We start from the raw sequence: 21,741 nt of genomic DNA, 5'->3' as shown, positions 1-21,741 counted from the left end.
AAGTACATCGATGTTCTTGTTACGGGAGAGACGAGTTCGTAGCAATTGTACAGGGCGAAGCTTGGGGCGGACGGGGAGTGCTTTTTCTGTTAGGAGCGACTGCCTGAACGCAGTGAAGGCCGGCCCCTATAGGAAGCCGCTAAGCAAATACGCTGAAAACAGCGCCGTTGGCCTGCCCGGCGCGGGTACCTGGACAGCTCAATTTTCCGAGGGGGTCGTTTAGCGGGAGACAGAAAAAGCACTCCCCGTTTGCCCCTGACTACGTATGAACATGATATTTTTATCACGAACCGAACTCCCCGGCAAACTGCAATTTACAAAATTACGCAATAAGCCCGAGGAGGCTGGCGGTGTTTTTCCGTAGCGCTTGACAATCCTGTCTCAGCAGAGGAAAAATACTGCCAGCCCCCTCGGGCGTCTTATTGTTATGATGTTTAAGCCTTGCCGCCTGCCGCACGGATAATGCTCTGTGCCACATCCTTCAGCGGCACCCGCTTCTGCATGGCATACTGCTGCATCCGGCGATACGCTTCCTGTTCCCCCAGTTTATGCGCCGCCATGATAATACCCTTGGCCCTATCGACCATTTTGCGCGTTTCCAAAGAGTCTTTGAGCTTTTCTAGTTCATCCTCCAGCCCCTGCATTTCCTGCCAGCGGGAGAGCGCGATTTCAATCGCAGGAAAAAGCTGGCTTTCCTGTACCGGCTTTACGAGATACCCCAGCACGCCGGAGTCCTTGGCCTTATCCACAATATCAGGCTGGCTGAAAGCCGTCAGCAGAATAACCGGCGCAATTTTATCCGCATAGATTTTTCCTGCCGCGGTAATGCCATCCATTTCCGGCATCTTAATATCCATCAGCACCAAATCCGGGCGATGCTGGCGGGTAAGTTCCACCGCCCGTCGGCCATTTACCGCTTCGCCCACGACTTCGTGGCCCGCATCTTCGAGCATTTCCCGAATATCCAGACGGATAAGGGATTCGTTATCGGCAATGACAATCCGTAGTGATTTCCTGTTTTCCTGCATATTCATTCCTCCAAACTTGCCACAACCTGTCCCTGCGCCTGCGGCTTGGGCAGGACAATATACGCATGTGTTCCCCGACCGCTGCTGTCATTTTCCAGCCGGAAACTGCCCTCCAAATCGCCCTCAATCAAGGTGCGGATTATGGATAATCCCAGCGACCGGGATTTGTTCGGCTGAAAATCTGCGGGCAGTCCGCAGCCATCATCATAGAAATCCAGCCGCAATTCTTCATCGAGTTCCACCGTTAAGCCCACAAGCCCCGCCTGCCGTCCGGTAAAGGCGTGTTCTACGGCGTTTATTATCAGCTCATTGAGCACCAGTGCCAACGAGCTGGCGTATTTCGGCGGCAAACTTACCGTCTCGCCCATATACTCCTGCCGCAAATCAAAATCCGCCGCGACCATACTTGCCTTGACCTGGGCAAAAATCTCCGCCATAATCTGCCCCAGTTCCATGCTCTCCCGCCCCTGCCGCGAAAGAAAATCGTGCACCGCCGCAATGGACAGCACGCGGTTGACGCTTTCGGAAAGCGCCGACTTGACCTCATCCGAACCACTGCGCCGCGCCTGCAGCCGCAGGAGACTTGCCACCGTCTGCAGATTATTCTTGACCCGGTGGTGAATCTCCTGAATCACCGCCGACTTAATGCGGATTTCCTGCTCCTTGGCCCGGATTTCCGTCACATCCGAGAGCACGACAAGCCGCCGCAGGAGCGTGCCCCCCGCCTGCAAATCAATCTGCCGGCGGATAAGCTGCAAACCGCCCGCCGAAAGCTCCTTCTGCCAGGGCCGCTCCCGCTCAAAAGATTCCCGCGTGACATGACGCGTCAACTGCCGGTCAAACAAATGACAGCCCTTGAGACTCCCGACGCCCAAAACCCGATAAATCCGCTGTGCCGCCGCATTGGCAAACACAATCCGGCTGAACTGGTCGGTAATCAACAGCCCGTCACTGGCCGAAAGTGGCGTAAACGGCGCCAAATCCACATCGCGGGCCGCAAAATTCAACACATCCTGCGTGGTCTTGATAAGATAGGAGAAATCATCAATATTTAAATGCTCCTTATCCACCTCAATGCTGATAACCGCAATCACATTTGTTCCATCAACAACAGGGAACACATACATATCCACAAAATGCCCATAATCCTGCTCCCGCTTGCCATGCACGAACTGGGCGGATTGGAAAACTTCCGTAACCAGCGGTTCCGATAACGTATCCACCAAGCCTGCCGCTGCTTCCGCAGCGTCCTGCATATAGACCGTATGCGGCATGGCGGTGGCCGTTATGCGCAACTTCCCCGCTGTTTCCGCCTGAATGTAGATAGCGGCATGGCCATGAGCGAGGTCAGCCACGAAAGGGAGAATTTGCTTTAGGCGGTCCAAGATATTTAATTGTTTGGTTGTTAAATTATTATTGGTATTGCGCATTTTCCACCTCATCCGCCCCCTGCGGGGGCACCTTCCCCAGAGGGGAAGGCTTTTCATGCCATCCTCCCTGTAAAAATAGCCTAAAAACGTAACTTGGCGGAACAGATATGGTTCTCTAAGCGAAGCGTTTGGCGCAGGGCGTTAAGAAACTATTTTTTGCCTACCGCTGTTTTATCGTGAAGCGTCTACTGTCTGAGCGAAGCGAGTTTTGACGCTTCGCGATACTTAATTAAAAGGCAAAAAATAGTTTTAGCCCTGCGGCATAGCGCAGCGTGAAAACCATATCTGTTCCGCCATTGGAACGTATCTTATAAACTTATTTATCTGTGAGACTAAGCCCCGGCACCGCATTCAGGTACAAATCACTATACCCGCCCTCAAGCGCCTGATAGTACCCACGGCACCCAATCATAGCCGCATTATCGGTACACAAAATCTTGCTCGGATAAAGGAACCTTACGCCCCGCTTCTCCGCTTCTTCGCGCAGGCGGGCTTCCAAACCGCTGTTGGCTGCTACACCGCCAGCCAGCACCAAGGTATCGCGCCCGGCTTCTTTGACTGCCTGGAACGCCTTACCCACCAACACCTCGATAACCGAACGCTGGAAGGACGCTGCAATATCGGCCTTATTGAGCTCGTGCCCCTTCATCTTCTCACTGTTGATGTAGTTGAGCACCGCCGACTTCAAGCCGCTGAAACTGAACTCGTAATTGCCCTTTTCCGTAAGCGCCTGCGGAAAATCAATGGCCATGGGGTCGCCCTCTTTGGCCAGTGCATCAATGCGCGGGCCGCCGGGATAAGGCAGGCCCATCACGCGGGCAATCTTGTCAAAGGCTTCGCCAGCCGCATCATCACGGGTCTGCCCCATCATACGGAAGCGGTTATAGCCCTGCACATCGACAAGCGCCGTATGACCGCCAGACACCACGAGCGCCATAAACGGCGGTTCCAAATCCGGTGCCGCCAGGAAATTGGCAAAGATATGTCCTTCCAGATGATTGACGCCGATTAATGGCTTGCCCAGTGAAAACGCCAAAGACTTTGCCGCCGACACACCGACCAAAAGCGCACCCACGAGCCCCGGGCCATACGTTACCGCCACCTGGTCGATATCTTTAAGTTCCACGCCAGCCGTGCGCAGGCACTCATCAATTACTGGCATGATATTTACGATATGTTTGCGGGAGGCGATTTCCGGCACCACCCCGCCAAATTTCTGATGAATGGGAATCTGTGTGGAGATGATATTGGCAAGAATCTCCCGTCCGCCCCGCAAAACTGCCGCCGAAGTCTCATCACAACTGGACTCTATTGCCAGCGTCAGCAGTTCTTCCTTTTTCTTTTCCATAAAAACTTCCGTCACCTTATCTATACAATCAGAGTTTCGTATTCCACATGATAATGGCATCTTCACCGTTATCCTGATAGTATTTCGGACGGCGGCCGGCTTCCTTGAAGCCATAGCCCTTGTAAAGCGCCAGCGCCGGAACATTGGTGGGCCGTACCTCCAGGGTCATGGCCGTTACGCCCTTTTCCTTCACCCGGTCGATAATCTCGCCAAACATCCGCGTGCCAATGCGTTTGCCCCGATACTCAGGCAAAATAGCCACATTGGTAATCTGCGCTTCCTCATAGGAAATCCAGCAGCCCACATAACCAATCACGCGCTCGCCATCGAGAGCCAGCAGATACAAGGTGTTTTCGTTCTGCGCTTCCTTCCAGAAGGACTCCCGCGACCAAGGAATGGCAAAGCAGGCCTTTTCCACGATTTCTACCGCGTCCGCATCCTCGGGAGCCATCTCCCGAAATTCCAGATTGTTTACATCTATACTATCTAAAGGAACAGCGTCCATTACATCTCCTCTTTCTTGCAATTACATTTCCTCAGTCGGCTTCGTGGCTTTGGCTTCTTCGGGATGACGTTTCTCCCAGAGCACTTCCGCTTCACTGCGGCGAATGTACACCGGTTCCAAATCCATCACGTTATCCGTCTCGCCAGCCATCAGTTTCTCCTGACCTAGCATGGCTACACAGGCCGCCCGCGGCATAACGATATGCGGCGGCGCAACGCTGACATTAGCGGGCAGTTCGAGCTTGCCTGCCACTTTCTTCTGCACCGCATCGCCCAGCAGGATAACCTGCTCGCTCATATTGGCACAGGCTGCCACAATATCCGTAATCTTTGCCACCTGCACGGAATCCACTATCTGCAGGGAATTATTTTCCCAGCGGTAACTTTCCACATAGGCATTGCCTTTTTGCGCATCGAGCAGGCACATTACGCGCACGCCCGGTGCCGGCAGCTGATAAGCCAGCGCCTGCAAAGTGGAAACACCCACCAGGGGAATCCCCAGCACATAACTCATGGCCTTGGCTGCCGCCAGTCCAATACGCAATCCCGTAAAGGAACCTGGGCCGTTGCTGACGGCAATGCCCGTCAGTTCCTCCTTCGCCACAGCCGCCATCTTCAACACCTGCTCAATATGCGGCAGCAGGGTTTCCGAATGAGTCAGCTTTCCCTGCATGGTGAGCTCGGCCAAAAGCCGGCCTTCCTTTAACACCGCCACGCTGGAAACCTGGGTTGCCGTATCAATGGCCAGTATTGACAAATTCCTCCAACTCCTTTATAAACTCCTGATTCTTGGCACCTATACTGGAAAAATCAATCTGCCGTTCATTGCTGTTCTCGCCCAATTTGCGAATACGCACTTCAATATAATCCTCAGGCAGTGACTCCGGGAACTTGTTGGGCCACTCAATGACCACGATTCCCTCCGGCTCCTCCGTGTACTCATAAAAGCCGATATCTTCCAGTTCTTCTTCTGTTTCCAGCCGGTAGAGGTCAAAATGGTAAATGCGGCAAATCCCTTCATAAACATTCATCAGATTGAATGTCGGACTGGTCACATCTCCCTCGACGCCCAGCGTATGCGCAAGACTTTGCACGAACAAAGTCTTGCCAGCCCCCAGGTCGCCCTCCAGGCAAAGCACGGTTCCTTCCCGAATCTTTTGCCCCACCAGCTCGGCTAGGTGACCAGTTTCCTCGGGAGAACTTGTCATACAGGTAAACATATTTTCCTTTCTCCTATAAACAATTAAACATTATCTTTTTTATTGTAACACCATTGATTCCATTTTGCCACCTTATTTTGCCCACACTAAATAATAATTATTATCCATTAATAATTATATTGATAAATTATGATATTTTGAGTTTCGTAGAGAAAACGGACGTATTTGTAATTTATTTTCCTATAATCGTTATTTTTAGCTATTTATCTTTTATTCTGTGCCCCTTATAATTAAGCCATGGTGATGAGCACACCATAACGTTGAATTTTATGAATGTGTAATATATTTTAGGAGGTAGTAAGATTATGAAGAAATTTGTTTGCACGGTTTGCGGTTATGTACATGAAGGCGAAGCAGCTCCGGACGTATGCCCCATCTGTAAGGCACCGGCCTCCAAATTCGTTGAGCAGAGCGGCGAGATGAATTACGCCGATGAACATCATGTGGGTACGGCCAAGGATGTTGACCCCCGCATTATCGAAGGTCTGCGCCAGAACTTCACGGGCGAATGCTCCGAAGTCGGCATGTACCTGGCCATGAGCCGTCAGGCAGACCGTGAAGGTTATCCGGAAATTGCCGAAGCCTTCAAGCGTTACGCTTGGGAAGAAGCAGAACATGCTGCTAAGTTCGCAGAACTCTTGGGCGAAGTCCTCACGAACGACACCAAGAAGAACCTGACCATGCGTGTAGATGCTGAACATGGCGCCTGCGCTGGCAAGAAAGAACTGGCAACCCTGGCTAAACAGCTCAATCTGGATGCCGTTCATGATACCGTACACGAAATGTGCAAGGATGAAGCCCGCCACGGCCGCGGCTTCAAGGGTCTCTTGGACAGATATTTCGGCAAATAAGCAACAAATAAACAAATGACTTTATAAGTTGACCGGTCAAAATTGACCGGTCAACTTTTTTATTTATCTCTTTCCCACATATTTCCGCAGCTTTTCCATGAGCTTTTCAAAGTCAATGGGCTTGCTCATGTAATCATTCATCCCACAGGCCATGGCGCGTGCCACATCATCCGTGAACACATCCGCCGTAGCGGCGATGATGGGAATGGTGGCTGCCTCGGGGTGGCTGCTGCGGCGAATGGCTTGCGTTGCACCATAACCATCCAATCTTGGCATTTGCACATCCATGAGAATGGCCTTGTAGGTGCCAGGTTCCGACGCAGTGAATATATCGACAGCCTCCTGTCCATCTACGGCAGTATCGATAACGAACCCCTGTTGTTCCAAAAGCGTCTCGGCAATCTCGCGGTTCATTTCATTGTCTTCCACCAGCAAGAGCCGTATACCAGCAAAGGAAATCTCCGCTGTTTCTTTAGACTCATCCGCTTCCCCGCCAACATTATCGGCCCCCTGCAACGGAAGGGAAACATAAAAGCTGGTACCTTGCCCTAAGCTGCTGCGCACTTCAATTGAACCCTGCATCATATGCACGAGATTTTGACTGATGGCCATGCCCAGCCCGCTGCCGCCATATTTCTGTGCCACCTGCGCACTTTCCTGTTCAAAGGGCTTGAAGATTTTTTCCAGATACTCCTTGCCCATGCCGATGCCGGAATCGGTAATCTCAAAGGTGGTGATGTAAATATTGTTGGGATGGGCGACCTGCCGGACCACTACAGAAATTTTTCCCTTTTCCGGCGTGAATTTCACCGCATTGGAGAAGATGTTCATGAGCACCTGCTTGATGCGCATGGCATCTCCCTTCAGGGCAGTATGCTGTACCCCATCCATGTCGATTCGCAGGTCAATATTTTTCTGCTGAATCTGGCCGTTGAAGATGGTCTGAATCTCCGCTATCAGGTCGTTCAAGGAAAAATCTTCCAACGCCAACTGCAATTTGCCCTGTTCAATCGAGGACAAATCCAAAATGTTGTTAATGAGCCCCAACAGATGATGTGCCGCAATCTGGCTCTTATCAATGGCCTGACGCAAATCGTCTTCCTGATTGCCGGGCTGCGCACCAATGGTCAGATAGCCGATAATGGCATTGAGCGGCGTGCGAATCTCATGGCTCATGCTCGACAGGAAATTTCCCTTGGCCTTGCTGGCGTGCTGCGCCGTTTCCAGTGCGTCCGTCAAGGCTTCCCTCTGACGGATATCCTTGCGGCGCACATCATCAATATCCTGCCGGTAGAAATAGAACCCGGCCAGTTCTCCATCCTGAAAGAATGGCTGGAACTGACATGCGAAAAAGCGATAGGTATTTCCTTCGGACTGCTTGCGCACTTCGCAGTAATAACTGCGCTTTTGCGCAAACGCCTCATGCATTTCATCCCAATACTGCCCGCCGGGCTGGAATTTTTCTTTTTCTTCCGCATGAAGATAGTTTGTATAGCGTTCAATGCTATGCGGCAAAGTTTCCACAAAGACATGATTGTTTTCATCAATATGGTATTCCGTCGCAGTTTGCTTGCGCAAATCCACCTTCACCACGATTTCATTGAGACGGCAGACATAACTCATCACGGCGTCAACTTCCTGACGGCGCTTTTCATCCTGACGGGCCGCATTATTGCGGACTACGGTAACAAGTGCTACCCCCGCCAGCAGCATCATCAATACCGCCAGCAAAATAAACTGCAAAGGATAGGTGTAGAGCATTTCCTCCCAGCTCATTTCCCGGTTCTTCACCTGCGTATGGCGCTGGATGATTTCCTGTACTTCCGGTGCTGTCTGCGGCATAATCGCTGCGCTCAGCACTTCAAAGAGCCGATGGTCCAGCGTACTGCGGATGCCCAGCCGCAAATCAAGACTCTGATTGGGCACGATGGTAATGCGCAAATCATTATGGGGGTCCATATCCACGTATTTCTGCCCAATAAGCCCCTGCATGTAAATGCTGGAGCATTTGCCGGCCTTCAAGGCTGCCACAGCCTCCTCCGGGGTATCGTAATTCTGTTTCACCACATTATCCGGCAAACGTCCCACCATGGCCAGCTTGCGTTTCAGATTAGCAGTCATGGCCACGGCACCTTCGGGGCTTTCATTTTTCAGGGAAAGCTGTACAATAGAGGAACGTAAAATGGCCTGCGTAAGCTCACACCCTACCTTTTCCGCTTCGTAGAAATTGGAGCTCATGCCAAGCACGATGTCCGTATTCTCATCCGTCAGCACCTGCTCGTATTCAGCCTGATTGGCCACTGGTACAATTTCATAACGAATGCCTGCATTGGCCGCGATAAGTCTAAAAATATCTGGCAGAATGCCCTGGGCCTTGCCCTCCTTGTCAAAGTAAGCATAGGGGTTGGCATTGGGCATCATCACCACGCGAAAGACTTTATCCGAAGCCCGCAGTTCCTGCAAAAAAGCCTGACTTTCCGGCGACAGGGCCATCATGCGGCCGTTTACTTCCGCATAATAGCGGCCGGAAAGCGCCACTTCCCAGCCCGGGTCAAGACTGGACAGCTTGTACTGAGCAAGATTAATTGACGTGATGATGTCCTTTTTATCCGGTGTGGTGATGGCATAAAGCGGCAGGGGATTGCGCAGTTCCAAAATCTTCTCGCCATTCAGGACCCGCTTGCTGCTAGTGACAATGGCATCCACCTCGCCACTTTTCAGCCCATCTTCCGCCATAGCCACGCTACGATAAAAGACCGGCGTATAGGTAAAATTATTTTTGACCGCAAAATCCGCAAATTCCAAGCTGCGCATATTACCTTCTAAAAGACCAACCCGCATACCATTATAAGTGGCAGGATTGCGGGGCTCGAATTTGTCATTCTCTTTCAGCGCAGCCAGCATCATGGAACTGTAGGCCATGGGCTTTTCCGTATAAACAAACTTGGCCTCACGCTCCGGAGTTTTCTGCACACCGGTCATCAGGTCAATTTCGCCCCGCTCCAGCATGCCGAACATATCCATCCAGCCCATATTATAGCCTATATAGTCATAATTCCAATCGGTATAGCGCGAAATCAGGTGCAGATAATCATAACCATAGCCATAACGGTGCCCGTCACGGCCTATCATATGATAGCCGGACATCTGATAGAAGCCCACCCGTACCGTCTGCCTCTGCGGATAGAGATGCAGCGTATCATCACCGGCTTCTGCCGGTGCAAAGCAGAAGAAAAAAGCCACTAAGAATAGCAGCCATAATCTGAAAAATATAGTGAAACTTTCCCTTCTCCCCTGATGCATCTTTTTCACCATCCTTGTTTTGGGCATAAAAAACCGCTGACAGGAATCTCTACTGTGTAAATTCTCTATCAGCGGTTTATTTCCTGCTCTGGAGCAGGTCAAATTCGATTTTCTTAAATGATTTTTGTGGTCCAGCGTTCGATGTTCCAGACGGAATCCACAAAGTCCTCATAGAATTCCGGCTCATGGGATACCAAAAGCACCGTGCCCTTGTATTCCTTGATGGCCCGCTTGAGTTCCTTCTTCGCTTCAACGTCCAAATGGTTGGTCGGCTCGTCGAGTACTAGAAGATTTACCGGCTTCTGCATGATTTTGCAGAGGCGCACCTTCGCCGCCTCGCCGCCGGAAAGTGCCAGCATCTTGGTGGTGATGTGGTCATTGGTGAGGCCACAGGAAGCCAAAGCCGCCCGCACCTCGAAATTGGTCATGCCGGGATATTCCTGCCAGACTTCTTCGAGCGCCGTGTTCTGATTGCCTGCGGCACTCTCCTGCTCGAAGTAGCCCACGCTGACAAACTCGCCATGCTCGATATTGCCGCTGATGGGCTTAATCATTCCCAGCAAAGTCTTTAAGAGCGTAGATTTACCCAGACCATTCGTACCGCGGATGGCAATTTTCTTGCCGCGTTCCACCTGAATATCCACGGGGCTCGTAAGGGCCGTATCGTAGCCGAGCACAAGACGCTTAGCCTCAATCACAAAGCGGGACGGCGTGCGGTCAGACTGGAAGTTAAAATGCGGTTTCGGCTTTTCCTGCCGCTTGGTTAAGACTTCCATCTTGTCAAGCTTCTTCTGACGGCTGTTGGCCATGCCGCGGGTAGCCACACGGGCCTTGTTGCGCTGGATAAAGTCCTGCTCCTTCTTGATTTCGGCCTGCTGACGCTCGTAAGCTGCTTCTTCCTGCTTGCGCTTTAAGGCCGCCATTTCCTCGAACTTCTCATAACTGCCCGTGTAGCGGTCGAGGTGGAGATTGTCCACATGATAAATCACGTTGGTTACGACATTGAGGAACGGCACATCATGGGATACGAGGATAAAGGCATTCTCGTAGTTCGTCAGATAATTTTTGAGCCAGTTGATATGCTCAACATCGAGGTAGTTGGTCGGCTCGTCTAAGATAAGGATTTCCGGATTCTGCAAGAGAAGTTTTGTGAGCAGGACTTTTGTGCGCTGACCGCCGGAGAGTTCATCGACCTTCTTGTCAAGGCCGATATCCCTAAGGCCAAGACCGCCAGCCACTTCCTCAATACGCGCATCAATGGTATAGTAGCTGCCCGCTTCGAGCATATCCTGAATATCGCCCACATCCCGCATCAGCGCGTCCATTTCCTCTGGGCTGGCATCGCCCATCTTGTCATAGGCGGCAAGCATTTCCTGCTCCGCTTTCACCATATCATCAAAGGCCGTGCGCAAAGTGTCGCGGATGGTCATGCCGGGCTTTAACACCGCATGCTGGTCAAGATAGCCCACCTTCACGCGCCGTGCCCATTCCACTGTGCCCGCATCGGGCGTAAGCTGCCCGGTGATGATGGACAGGAACGTGGACTTGCCCTCACCATTGGCCCCGACGAGCGCCACATGCTCCCCCTTCAACAGACGGAAACTAACGTCCTCAAAAATCTCCCGGCCGCCATAGCTGTGGGATAAATGGGAAACGTTCAAAATACTCATCTTTGACATTCTCCTTACTACGTTTTTACGAAAAAAGAGCCGTTCCGAAGAACAGCTCTTGAATTTACTAAATGGTCGGAACGACGGGATTTGAACCCACGACCTCTTCCACCCCAAGGAAGCGCGCTACCAAACTGCGCTACGTCCCGAACAAGTAATATAATACTACAACAGCCTTACCTTGTAAAGGCTTTTTTTAATTTTTTTTGCTCTTTCAAGAACTCCATGCTTGCTTTGCTGTAAATAGAAAGGCCTGCAAGTTCCCCAACTTGCAGGCCTTCGACATAGGTATTAAGGCTTTTCCCTTTATATTGCTATCGGTCTCTCTGATGATTCCTTTCCTTACCCTCATAGGTCTGGCTGCGCAATCCCTGTCAGCAGCCTATCTGTGGCACTGAGCATCAACATGAATGTCCCCTTTTCTGACGTTTTCCTGTCACTCATGTTTTTCCCTTGCGCTTTGTGCCGTTGTTATCGCTTTACTGTCAGCTTGCCTTGGAAACGCCGACGGTGTCGGTTACCCATTTCACACCATCCAAAACGCCTGGAATCCTAGGTACTACCATTGCCGGTGAAATACCGCCTGCGACTTTTACCAAGGCCTTCTCGTCCAATTCCTGTCTGCCATCAGCTGCATTCATCACAGCTTCCAAAGCAGCCTGTACCTGTTGCAGACTGGCCTCTACGCCGTATCCCTTAATCGCTGCGGTCAAAGCATCCACGCTGCCGGCTTCCTGGATTTTTTCCGTTCCCAGCTGATTCAGCGCTTCGATGATGTTCTTCATCACTTCCGTCACAAGAAAAATCCCCTTTCCCATGTTTGCCTTTTGACCTACATTCTTACATACGAATGAGCTTGCATTCTATTACAAACTTTTTACAAAAAATTTTTGCAAGCCTGCCGGGTCTTTCCAGCTAAACATACGAACAGGGGATTTTAGCATTACATCCTGCACAAAAATATGAAATTATTCCTTGCCCATCAGCTTACGCAGGCTGCCCATAGCCCGGAAGAGTATGACACCTACATTGGCCGGAGAGATACCCAGAACTTCCGCGATTTCCTTATTGTTCATATCGCCCCAGTATTTCAGCTCGATAATGCGCTGTTCCCGCTCCCCCAGCTTTCCGAGTGCGAGCAGCAGTTCACGCTTGCCTTCTTTAATCAACAGCTGACCTTCGGGACGTTCCTTTTCATCTATGGCGGGCGAGAACACATCATCCCACTCCACGTTTTGGCGGTAGCTCTGCCAGCGGTAGTAATCCGTCAGGGTACGGGTAGCAATGCGGGTAAGCCAGGTGGCAAAAGATGCCTTCTGACAGTCAAATTCTGCCAGATGCTGCACCATCTTCTCGAATACATCACTGACGATATCATCCGCCGTGGCCACATTCTTCACCCGGGCATAAATCAAGTTATAGACCCGCGGAAAAAAATGCTCATATAATTCATCAAACGCCTCATCCTCCAGCACGGCCTGCTGGGCAATAAGGTTCCAATCCTTCTCTTCCATATCTTTCTCCTATGCAACCTGTCGTTTCACCAACTGGGCAAAAACGCCATTTTGAGAAAGGAGTTCCTCATAGGAACCACTTTCCACAATACTGCCTTTATCCATAACCAGAATCCTGTCGCACTCCTTGATGGTGGACAGGCGGTGGGCAATCACAAGCCTTGTGGTGTTGAGCTTATTGAGGCTTTCCGTCACAATGGCCTGCGTGCGGTTGTCTAAAGCACTGGTGGCTTCGTCAAAAATCAGAATAGCCGGTTTCGCCGCGAGTGCACGGGCAATCATAATCCGCTGGCGCTGGCCCCCGGAAATATTGTTGGAGCCTTCACTGATAACAGTCTGCATGCCCATGGGCATTTCACGGATATCATCGGCAATGCCCGCAGCTTCTGCCGCTGCCCAGGCATCATCCTGGGTAAGCGCCGACTGTCCCACGATATTGGTAAAGATGTCACCGCTCATGAGCTGACCGTTCTGCAGCACCACTCCCATCTGGGAGCGCACCGACGGCGGGGAAAGTTCTGCCAAGGACTGGCCGTCATAATAGACAGCCCCGCTTTTGGGCTGTTCAAAGCCTAAAAGCAGCCGCACCAGCGTGGACTTGCCGCAGCCGGAATGGCCTACAATGGCCACATTTTCGCCCGCCGCAACCTGAAAGCTCACATCACGAATCACATCTTTTTTCCCTTCCCCATAGGCAAAGGTCAGATGACTCACCTCAATGGCCCCGGACAGCGGGTCGGCTTCCAGTTTATCGTCCGTAGTTTCCGGTACCTCTTCCAAAATAGGCCGCAGGTTTTCAATATGCGGCTGGATGGTGAAGAACGTACCCACGAGCGGAATCACCGCATTCAAGGTGCCATTAAAGGAACTGAAGGCCGCTTCAAAGGCCAGGAACTGGGCATAGCCAATGCCTGTCTGCACCATGCTGCCGCCATTGCCCGTCTGCACGGTTTCCTGCATGCCGTACACAACAATATAGTAGAGCAGCATATTCAGCACAAAGGGCTGTACCGCCGCGATAATAGTATTATAGTTCCCCTGCCAGCGCAAAGCAAGATTCCATTTCCAGGTTACGCCGAAAACCTTGCTCCAAAGATGGTAGGCCCGTTCTTCGGCGCCATGCACCCGGAACTTGGAAAGTCCTGTGAACACCTGTTGCACAAGACCCGCTTCCTCATTCTTGGCCGTAATGAGTTTGCGCTGGAAGCTCAGAACCCGCCGATAGATAAAGGCCGTAATCAGGCACCAGATGCCCCAGACCACCATGGCTGCCACCGTGAGCTTGAGGCTGTACCAGCACATGAGGATGAGGCTCCAAAAGGAAAACACCGTATTGAAGATGGCCGTCACGAAATTGCCGCTGACGACTTCTTTGACCGCCTCCATGCCCTGCATACGACTGGCCAGTTCGCCGGTGGTAAAGCGGCTGAAGAATTTTTGCGGCAGGGACAGAAGCCTGCCCCAAAGGGCTGCTTCCACCGCCATGTCCAGCCGGGTACTAATGCGCACAACCGCTACCGTCCGAATCATGGACAGGGCCGCCATGGTAAAACTCGTGACCATGACAACCTGCGTAACCGTCACCAGTCCTTCCCTGTCCATGATGGGCAGGATATCCTGGAAGATGGTCTCCGTGATAACCGGGCTGACCAATGGAATAAGTCCCGCAAAGAAACTCACCAGAATAATGGTCCGGTAATCTGCCTTCCAGCACTGATGAAACATGAACCGCAAGAGGTCCATAATTTTGAGCTTGCGCCGCGGGAAACCCGCATAGCAGACAAAAGCATCTTTATCAATCTTGTCCAGAACCTCCGGTGTCAGGGGAAGCCCCGCCGGATTCCTGCGGGTGATGATTTTATAACGGCCGGGGCTCTCGGGAATAATGGCCGCAATTTCCTTATTCTCCCCATACCAGCCAATCAGCACACCGCTGTCCTTGGTAAACCATTTTTTCCCTTCCAGCTTCACGAGCCGCAGCTGAATGTTTGCCTTTTGGGCCAGCCGCCGGAGCAAGGCCAGCGAATCGAGCTTCTTGGCAATCTCCGCCGAGATATTGATATCCGCCTCCGGCATGGACAGAGCTTTCATAGCCAGCTTGAGGATAAAGCTTGTCTCATCCACCGCCTTGCCGGCCTGTTCCGTGCTGCTTTCCTCGTAGAGGATTTCATCTTCTCCCAGCAGGTTGCCAATGGCATCATTAATCAGCCATTTCTTCTGGCGGGCAATGATTTTCTGCCGTCTGGCCAGCCGCCTGTCGGCAGACAGGAAGCGCATGCCCCGCAGCATCGAAAAGATGCGCTGATGCTTGCGAAAAGCCTCTAACAGCTCATGGCTGCTGCCCAAGCTGTCTGCAAATAACTTCCGGCTTCCCCAGAGGGAGAGCATATCATCCCCCAAGGCGGCCAGCCGCTTGAGCCAAGGAAGTTCCCCGAGCGCTTTGAACCATTCCTGCATCAGGGGATGCAGCTCATGCGGGTCCATATCCAGGAAGGACTTTTCCTCCAGCACACTGTCTTTTACCGCATAGATAAGAACATCGATTTCCTCGAATTCATCCATGGCCGGAAAAATGGCTTTCCCGGCTTCCAGTGTCAACAGATAGGACTGGCGGAATTCATCCTTATCCTGCGTTACAGCATAAACCTCCACCTGACCGGAAGCCAGCATCAGGAAACTATCTTCTTTTGTCAGTTGCCAGCGCTTGCCTGCCTGTAATTCCATACCATCACAACTCACAATCTATCGCAAATCACTTACTGCTATATTCATCAATCAACCGCTTGTAGGGGCCATCATGCTTCATCATATCGCGATGGCGTCCCCGCTCCACCACTTGTCCGTGCTCTAACACGATTATCTCATCAGCATCCCGGATAGTGGACAGGCGATGGGCGATAATCACACAGGCACAGCCGCGGTGGCGGATGTTTTCCAGCACCTTTTCCTCCGTAATGGGGTCCAGCGCACTAGTGGCTTCATCCAATACGAGAATGGAGGGATTCACCGCCAACGCCCGGGCGATTTCCATGCGCTGCCGCTGGCCGCCGGAAAAATTCAGGCCACCTTCGGAAACTTTAGCATCATAGCCGCCTTCGAGCTGCAGGATATCTTCGTGGATGCAGGCATCCTTAGCCGCCCGCATGATATCGCTCTGCCGCAGGGAATGGTCAAAGAGGGCAATATTTTCGCCAACGGTGCCGGTAATCTGGAACACATCCTGGTCCACGGACGTCAGCGAAGTGGTGATGACACTGCGCGGCACCTGCCGCCGGGACGTGCCATCAAAGAGCACCTGCCCGCCCCATTCCTCGTAGAGGCCCGTGATGACTTTTGCCACCGTGGACTTGCCGCTGCCGGATGGGCCTACGATAGCCACCCAATGCCCCGGCTTCAAATGCAGGTTGAAATCCGTCAGCAAAGGCGGTTCCAAAGGACTGTAGCCAAAGCTGACCGCCTTTAATTCCATTTCTCCGGACAGGCGCTGCTTGCCGAAGGTCTGATTTTCCTTCTCGGGATAATTCAAATCATCCACTTCATAACGCTGCACATCATTGAGACGCTGCATCTGCATTTCCGTGGTCTGCAGGCTGGTATAAAGCCCCGTGAGATTGGCCACTGGTGCCTGGAAGCTGCCCATCAAATGCTGAAAGGCCACAAACATACCAGCCGTCATGGCCCCATCCATAATAGAAAAGCCGCCAAAGGTCATAATCAAGGCCCCGTTAAGCCCCGTCAGCAACGTGGGCAGCATGGTTACCGACAGCATCCAGAGCTGGGTTTCCTGCATGCCGTTTAAGACCTTGGACCGGTAACCGGCCCATTTCATGAAGAAATCCCCTTCGTTGCCGTTGGCCTTGATGCTGTCAATCATGGTGAGACCATTGATGGAAGCCCCGTATTCCTTGCCCGCATCCTGCTGAATCCGCATGGCCAGGTCCGTCAGATGGCGGCGGGTCAGCACCAGCACCGCGATATTCAGTATCATAAAGACAATGCCGATAAAGGTCAACAGTACATTGTACTGCAAGAGCAGAAGCAGGAAGAACAATGCGATAAACGCATCCAAAACCGCCGTAGCCGCACTGCCCGAAAGGACTCCGGCCACAGACTCATTCATGGAGATGCGTCCTGCCACTTCTGCCGCATAACGCTGATGGAAGAAGTGCATGGGCAGGCGCAGCAAATGCCAGAAGAACGTGGAGGAATCGGCAAGTGTCAGCTTCCGCTGCCAGCGGGTCAGAAGCACCGCCCGCAGCCAGGTCAAAACTGCCGACACCAAAAAGGACACGGTCATGGCAATGCAGAGATTGCCCATCCAGTCCCGGTGCTTGCCCGTCAGAATATCATCCAGAAAAACCTGACTGAATATCGGTGACGCCAGCCCCGGCACAATCATGCAGAGCCCCAGCAGAATCAGGAAAGTCATGCCCCATTTATCCTGCCAAAGTTTTTGCGCTACAGCCTTAAAGACGTTATAACGGTGACCGGCAGGCTGAAAGCCTGCCCCGGGGCGGATGGTCAGGGCAATGCCCGTATAAGAGGTAACAAATTCATCCCAGTACACCGTCCGCCGCCCCATGGCCGGATCGTTCAAATACACTTTATCGCCGCGAATTCCCTCGAGCACCAGAAAGTGATTGAATTCCCAGTGAATAATCAGGGGATAATCCTGCTCCTCCCGCAGGCTCTCTGCCTCCCAGCGATAGCCGTGCACTTCACAGCCCCGTGCCTTGGCCGCTCGCATCACATTGCTGGCCTTGCTGCCGTCACGGTTGACCCCGCACTCGGAGCGCAATTTTTCCAGCGGAACCCAAAGACCATAATGCGCCAGCACCATGGCTAAAGAGGCCGCACCGCATTCCGTGGCCTCCATCTGCAACACCGTGGGCACCTTGACTCTTGCCCCGGACTTATGCCAAAACTTTTCCCAAAAATCCATCGCCATATGACTCACCTGTTCCGCAGCCACTGGCTGAGTTTATAAAATACCTTTTCAATCGGCGGGCGCCGTTCGATAATCACCGAACCCGTGCAGAAGCTCCCGGCCGTAATGGGCTTATGCTCTCCCACAAAGGAAGTCCAAAGGTAGCCCGAAGGATTGTTCTCATCCTTCACCAGCACAAAGCTGACTTCCACCACTGCGCCCTGCCCGCTGGCCATAAGCCACTGCGCCAGTTCCGGATTGCCGACATGGCGCTCAATGGATTTCAAGGCCACTGGATAATTGGACACCGCCCGCACTACGCCGATAAGACTGCCGGATTCCTGCACATCTACGCCGTTGGGCACAAGCTGAATGGTCTGTCCCGGCTCAATGCGCTTGCCCTTGTCCACGGGAACATACATGACGCCCATCAAATCGCTGCGCTTCTGGGTCAGGCGCACCGTACACAGCGGACTGCCGCTGTTGATGACACTGCCCTTGCGCACCATGACATCTTCCACGATGCCATCATAATCACTGACCACATCCCGGGATACCACCTGCTGATAGAGTTTAGCCCGGTACTGGTAAACCCTGTCCGCCGTATCCTTCATGCTGTTGGCCAGTTGCGGCCCATACTGGGCCATATTGGTATCGGCAGACTGCGTCGGTTGTTCCAGCTCGGCGATTAAATCGCCCTTTTGCACCACAGAGCCCTGACGCACATAAACATGGGCAATTTTTCCCCCAGCCACGTGGGTAACGCTGGCCACCCCGCCGGCATCCAGTATCATTCCCTTGCCATCAGCCCGCACGGTGAAGGAGCCAAAAATTGACCACAGAATCACCGAAATGAGCAGCAGCCCCACCGCTACCAATGACATCCAGCCAATAGGAGTGGTTATGGGCAGAAGCATATCCAGCCTGTCAGGAGAGCGCAGCTTATCCAGTGCCGCCCTGCTAAAAATATTGCTACCATCTGCCATAACCAATTATCCTCCCCAATAAGCCAACACAATACAATTTATAATATTCGACGAATAAAAGAAAATACCTGCCAGCAAGCAGCAGGTACTATCCCTGTAAACTCAGTTTTCTTCAAGCGTGAGTTCGATTTCCGTACCGGTTGTCACCCCTGCGGTATCCGAAGTAATGACGATATCGCCCGCCTGCAGTCCGGAAATGATTTCAATATAGTGACCATCGGTTACGCCCGTCTTCACATCCCGGAATCCGAGGCGCCCATCTGCTTCCATCACAGCCACCCGGTCATGGCTCTCATCGGTAAAAGCCGCTACGGGCACAGCCAGACACTTGCGAGTCGTCCCGGCATACAGCCGCAGTTTCCGATAGGCCCCCGGCTCCAACAGGCCCACGCGGTTATCCACCTTCCAGATTACCTGCCGCACCGTTGCCGGTTCGCCAAGGCCCGGAGTTATCCTCGTTACCATGGCGGAGAAAACCTGGTCTTCCCCCAGATTGCCCGTGGAATAATTCGCTCCATAGGACTTGGGCAGAGCTTCGCCCCCCAGCACAGCGGTAGCGCCACCGGCGATAGTCATGTTGATGGTCTTCCCCAGCTCCATGCGTCTGGCCTCCTCATCTACGACAGGAGCCGAAAAATAAAGTTTGCTGAAATCTCCCACCAAAGCCACGGGAGTCCCCGCCGTCACATAAGCCCCTTCGCTCTGATAGAGGCGCAAGACTTCCCCATCAATGGAGGAAAGCACCATCTGCCGGGACTGGCGCATCAAAAGCTGCTCCCGCTTGGCTTCGTTGTTGGCAAGTCTTGCCTGGGCAGCCTTGTAAGCCGCCGCCGCTTCATCAAACTTTTCCAGCGAAATCGCATTGGATTCCACGAGCTGACTGTAGCGGTTATAGGAGTTGCGCGTCTTAACGAGCTGGGCTTCCGCTTCCAGTATATCGCTGTCGGCCTGCTTGATTTTGAGTGGAATATCCTCATCCACCAGCTGCATGATCGGCTTGCCTGCCGTCACCATATCGTGTTTCTCCACCAACACCTGATTGACCCGGCCATTTTCCCTGGCTATCACGTCTGTCATATCATCACAGTAGAGATTCACCAGTTCCAGTTCCACGTAAGGCTGTATCTCCCTTTCCGTGACGACTGCACCATTCAGCGGCAGGCGCAGACTTTCCATACGCTGCTCAATCTCACTTTCCCCACGCTGATTCAGATACACGCCGTAACCTAAAAGCCCCACAATCAGCGTGATGATAATGCCCACACCCAAATAAAAATAAATTTTCATATAAAAACCCCAAACTCCCCAAAAAAATTTGTAAATCCTTGTAATTTCCAGCCTGCTCACTCGTATGTTATAATAGAACTAAGATATAGATAGGAGTGATACATATGGGTATTGAACGCGAACTTCAAGAAACGGATTTTTCCCGTTTCAGCAAAGTCAAAGGCAATCTCAAGGAACACCTCCATGAGATACGGGCTCAAAAGCGGGAACTGTCCTGGGATGAACTGGATAATCTCGCCGCTGCAGGCGGACCTAATCCCCATAAGCCCATTACTAAGTAAACCATACAAATATACTAATTCAACAGCAAACACCCTAATACCTGCAAAAAGCTGACAAGTCAAATTGACCTGTCAGCTTTTGTAGTTATAAGATTAAAGGTGCCAAATCCAGATATAGATGTTGGCCATGATAATGGTGAGAATCATCACGGGGAAGGCCACCTTCATAAAGCCGATGAAGGAAATCTGCTTGCCGTGCTGAGCAGCCAAAGAGGCCACAACCACGTTGGCAGAAGCACCGATAAGGGTACCATTTCCTCCCAGGCAGGCCCCCAGGGCCAGGCTCCACCACATGGGTTCCAGATTTGAAAGGCCCATCTGGCCCATATCCTGAATCAGAGGAATCAACGTAGCCACAAAGGGAATGTTATCGATAAAGGCAGAAGCAAAGGCACTCATCCAAAGAATCAGCATGGCCGTCATGGGCACATTGCCGTTGGTAATCGTCAGAGCTTCAGCTGCCATGGCCTTGATAACGCCCGTTTCCACCAGCGCACCGACCAGAACGAACAGACCGGCAAAGAAGAAGATAGCCAGCCATTCCACCTTGGAAAGGACCTTGGCAATCATGGCTTCATTGCGGGTATAGGTGATGAGCAGCAGGAGGCCTGCACCAGTCAGAGCCGCCGTCGCCGTTTCCAGCCCCAGAGCACCATGCAGGGTGAACAGCGTAATGGTAATGAAGATAACCGCCAGACATTTTTTCAGCAGTGCCTTGTCGGCAATCTGACTCTTGGCGTTGAGACGCATTACCTTGTCCTGCAATTCCGGCGTGGTCTTGAGCTTGCTGCCGTAGAGCGCTACGAGCACGCCCTGCACGACGATGAAGATAACAATCGATACCAGCGTCATGTTCTGAATGAAGTCCATAAAGCTCAGGCCCACGGCGCTGCCAATCATGATATTGGGCGGGTCACCGATAAGGGTGGCCGTACCACCGATATTGGAGGAGATAATCTGTGCCATCAGGTAAGGCTTTACATCCACTTTGAGCTGGGAAGTAATGCTGAAGGTGATGGGCACAGTCAAAAGCACCGTGGTCACGTTATCGAGCAGGGCCGAGCACACAGCCGTAATGGCCGAGAGTGCTACGAGCAGGGCCACAGGCCTTGCCTTGACCTTTTTCGCAGCCCAGATAGCCAGGAAGTTAAAAAGTCCTGTCTCACTGGTAATATTGACGATAATCATCATGCCCATGAGAAGGCCCAATGTATTAAAGTCAATGTGGTGAATGGCGGTTTCCTGGTTGATGATGCCAAAGAGAATCATCAGCATGGCGCCGAAGATACCCACGATGGTGCGGTGTACCTTCTCGGAAATAATCAAGGCATAGGCCGCCACAAAGATAACAATAGCAATCATTGTGCTGCTTTCCAAAGTACGTTCACTTCT

General features: G+C 52.1%; 17 protein-coding genes and 1 tRNA gene. 2 read left to right on the top strand and 16 right to left on the bottom strand.

What is annotated here, in order from left to right; translation table 11 throughout:
* Window positions 1-434 precede the first annotated feature (434 nt).
* From P157_RS0105415 to tsaE, 6 genes are all read right to left on the bottom strand, one after another.
* A complete protein-coding gene (locus P157_RS0105415) occupies window positions 435-1,028 on the bottom strand; it encodes an ANTAR domain-containing response regulator (RefSeq protein ID WP_026760101.1) in 594 nt (197 codons plus the stop codon).
* A gap of 2 nt (window positions 1,029-1,030) precedes the next feature.
* Complete coding sequence (locus P157_RS0105410; RefSeq protein WP_051598511.1) at window positions 1,031-2,470, bottom strand: sensor histidine kinase; 1,440 nt, start codon at window positions 2,468-2,470, stop codon at window positions 1,031-1,033.
* Window positions 2,471-2,774: 304 nt separating this feature from the next.
* On the bottom strand, window positions 2,775-3,806 hold the full coding sequence (gene tsaD / locus P157_RS0105405) for a tRNA (adenosine(37)-N6)-threonylcarbamoyltransferase complex transferase subunit TsaD (RefSeq protein ID WP_026760099.1): 1,032 nt from the start codon (window positions 3,804-3,806) through the stop codon (window positions 2,775-2,777).
* A gap of 28 nt (window positions 3,807-3,834) precedes the next feature.
* Window positions 3,835-4,311 carry a ribosomal protein S18-alanine N-acetyltransferase gene (rimI, locus tag P157_RS0105400; protein ID WP_051598510.1) on the bottom strand — a complete coding sequence of 159 codons (477 nt, stop codon included), beginning with the start codon at window positions 4,309-4,311 and terminating at the stop codon, window positions 3,835-3,837.
* Between the two features lie 21 nt (window positions 4,312-4,332).
* Window positions 4,333-5,067: a tRNA (adenosine(37)-N6)-threonylcarbamoyltransferase complex dimerization subunit type 1 TsaB gene (tsaB, locus tag P157_RS0105395; RefSeq protein ID WP_026760097.1), complete on the bottom strand. Its 735-nt coding sequence runs from the start codon at window positions 5,065-5,067 to the stop codon at window positions 4,333-4,335.
* Entirely contained in the window at window positions 5,048-5,530 is a 483-nt protein-coding gene (gene tsaE / locus P157_RS0105390) for a tRNA (adenosine(37)-N6)-threonylcarbamoyltransferase complex ATPase subunit type 1 TsaE (protein ID WP_026760096.1), read from the bottom strand. Before tsaE ends, tsaB begins: the two co-directional genes overlap by 20 nt.
* Window positions 5,531-5,835: 305 nt before the next feature.
* Here tsaE and P157_RS0105385 point away from each other — a divergent pair, with 305 nt between their 5' ends.
* Window positions 5,836-6,381 (top strand): NADH peroxidase, encoded by a 546-nt coding sequence (locus tag P157_RS0105385; RefSeq protein WP_026760095.1) that lies wholly within the window; start codon window positions 5,836-5,838, stop codon window positions 6,379-6,381.
* A gap of 63 nt (window positions 6,382-6,444) precedes the next feature.
* On the opposite strand, the gene P157_RS14855 is transcribed toward P157_RS0105385, so the two are convergent.
* The 9 genes from P157_RS14855 to P157_RS0105340 form a co-directional block, all read right to left on the bottom strand.
* Entirely contained in the window at window positions 6,445-9,624 is a 3,180-nt protein-coding gene (locus P157_RS14855; RefSeq protein ID WP_196243102.1) for an ATP-binding protein, read from the bottom strand.
* A 173-nt stretch (window positions 9,625-9,797) separates the two neighbouring features.
* On the bottom strand, window positions 9,798-11,354 hold the full coding sequence (locus P157_RS0105375) for an ABC-F family ATP-binding cassette domain-containing protein (RefSeq protein ID WP_026760094.1): 1,557 nt from the start codon (window positions 11,352-11,354) through the stop codon (window positions 9,798-9,800).
* A gap of 72 nt (window positions 11,355-11,426) precedes the next feature.
* Window positions 11,427-11,503 (bottom strand) — tRNA-Pro (locus P157_RS0105370).
* 336 nt (window positions 11,504-11,839) lie between these two features.
* A complete protein-coding gene (locus tag P157_RS0105365) occupies window positions 11,840-12,151 on the bottom strand; it encodes a hypothetical protein (RefSeq protein WP_155266703.1) in 312 nt (103 codons plus the stop codon).
* A 171-nt stretch (window positions 12,152-12,322) separates the two neighbouring features.
* Window positions 12,323-12,868, bottom strand: a complete 546-nt coding sequence (locus P157_RS0105360; RefSeq protein ID WP_026760092.1) for an RNA polymerase sigma factor — start codon at window positions 12,866-12,868, stop codon at window positions 12,323-12,325.
* A 9-nt stretch (window positions 12,869-12,877) separates the two neighbouring features.
* Window positions 12,878-15,592 carry an NHLP bacteriocin export ABC transporter permease/ATPase subunit gene (locus tag P157_RS13930; protein WP_051598508.1) on the bottom strand — a complete coding sequence of 905 codons (2,715 nt, stop codon included), beginning with the start codon at window positions 15,590-15,592 and terminating at the stop codon, window positions 12,878-12,880.
* Between the two features lie 28 nt (window positions 15,593-15,620).
* Complete coding sequence (locus P157_RS0105350) at window positions 15,621-17,810, bottom strand: NHLP family bacteriocin export ABC transporter peptidase/permease/ATPase subunit (protein ID WP_072000170.1); 2,190 nt, start codon at window positions 17,808-17,810, stop codon at window positions 15,621-15,623.
* A gap of 11 nt (window positions 17,811-17,821) precedes the next feature.
* Window positions 17,822-18,781 carry a biotin/lipoyl-binding protein gene (locus P157_RS0105345; protein WP_026760090.1) on the bottom strand — a complete coding sequence of 320 codons (960 nt, stop codon included), beginning with the start codon at window positions 18,779-18,781 and terminating at the stop codon, window positions 17,822-17,824.
* Window positions 18,782-18,883: 102 nt separating this feature from the next.
* Entirely contained in the window at window positions 18,884-20,068 is a 1,185-nt protein-coding gene (locus tag P157_RS0105340) for an efflux RND transporter periplasmic adaptor subunit (protein WP_026760089.1), read from the bottom strand.
* Window positions 20,069-20,172: 104 nt separating this feature from the next.
* Here P157_RS0105340 and P157_RS15460 point away from each other — a divergent pair, with 104 nt between their 5' ends.
* The gene (locus P157_RS15460) at window positions 20,173-20,349 is read left to right on the top strand and encodes a hypothetical protein (RefSeq protein ID WP_155266702.1); all 177 of its coding nucleotides are present in this window, start codon (window positions 20,173-20,175) and stop codon (window positions 20,347-20,349) included.
* A gap of 93 nt (window positions 20,350-20,442) precedes the next feature.
* On the opposite strand, the gene P157_RS0105330 is transcribed toward P157_RS15460, so the two are convergent.
* A complete protein-coding gene (locus P157_RS0105330; protein ID WP_037368143.1) occupies window positions 20,443-21,711 on the bottom strand; it encodes an ArsB/NhaD family transporter in 1,269 nt (422 codons plus the stop codon).
* Between the last annotated feature and the right edge of the window lie 30 nt (window positions 21,712-21,741).

Source organism: Selenomonas ruminantium AC2024, assembly GCF_000687995.1.
Taxonomy (GTDB): domain Bacteria; phylum Bacillota; class Negativicutes; order Selenomonadales; family Selenomonadaceae; genus Selenomonas_A; species Selenomonas_A ruminantium_B.
Note: the sequence above shows the minus strand (reverse complement) of the source record. Positions and strands in the feature narration are given on the sequence as shown.

Bases quoted from the DNA above. Each gene is read 5' to 3' on its own strand.
- P157_RS0105415 (WP_026760101.1), bottom strand. From the start codon at position 1,028: ATGCAGGAAAACAGGAAATCACTACGGATTGTCATTGCCGATAACGAA.
- P157_RS0105410 (WP_051598511.1), bottom strand. From the start codon at position 2,470: ATGAGGTGGAAAATGCGCAATACCAATAATAATTTAACAACCAAACAA.
- tsaD (WP_026760099.1), bottom strand. From the start codon at position 3,806: ATGGAAAAGAAAAAGGAAGAACTGCTGACGCTGGCAATAGAGTCCAGT.
- rimI (WP_051598510.1), bottom strand. From the start codon at position 4,311: ATGGACGCTGTTCCTTTAGATAGTATAGATGTAAACAATCTGGAATTT.
- tsaE (WP_026760096.1), bottom strand. From the start codon at position 5,530: ATGTTTACCTGTATGACAAGTTCTCCCGAGGAAACTGGTCACCTAGCC.
- P157_RS0105385 (WP_026760095.1), top strand. From the start codon at position 5,836: ATGAAGAAATTTGTTTGCACGGTTTGCGGTTATGTACATGAAGGCGAA.
- P157_RS0105375 (WP_026760094.1), bottom strand. From the start codon at position 11,354: ATGAGTATTTTGAACGTTTCCCATTTATCCCACAGCTATGGCGGCCGG.
- P157_RS0105360 (WP_026760092.1), bottom strand. From the start codon at position 12,868: ATGGAAGAGAAGGATTGGAACCTTATTGCCCAGCAGGCCGTGCTGGAG.
- P157_RS13930 (WP_051598508.1), bottom strand. From the start codon at position 15,592: ATGGAATTACAGGCAGGCAAGCGCTGGCAACTGACAAAAGAAGATAGT.
- P157_RS0105350 (WP_072000170.1), bottom strand. From the start codon at position 17,810: ATGGATTTTTGGGAAAAGTTTTGGCATAAGTCCGGGGCAAGAGTCAAG.
- P157_RS0105345 (WP_026760090.1), bottom strand. From the start codon at position 18,781: ATGGCAGATGGTAGCAATATTTTTAGCAGGGCGGCACTGGATAAGCTG.
- P157_RS0105340 (WP_026760089.1), bottom strand. From the start codon at position 20,068: ATGAAAATTTATTTTTATTTGGGTGTGGGCATTATCATCACGCTGATT.
- P157_RS15460 (WP_155266702.1), top strand. From the start codon at position 20,173: ATGGGTATTGAACGCGAACTTCAAGAAACGGATTTTTCCCGTTTCAGC.
- P157_RS0105330 (WP_037368143.1), bottom strand. From the start codon at position 21,711: ATGATTGCTATTGTTATCTTTGTGGCGGCCTATGCCTTGATTATTTCC.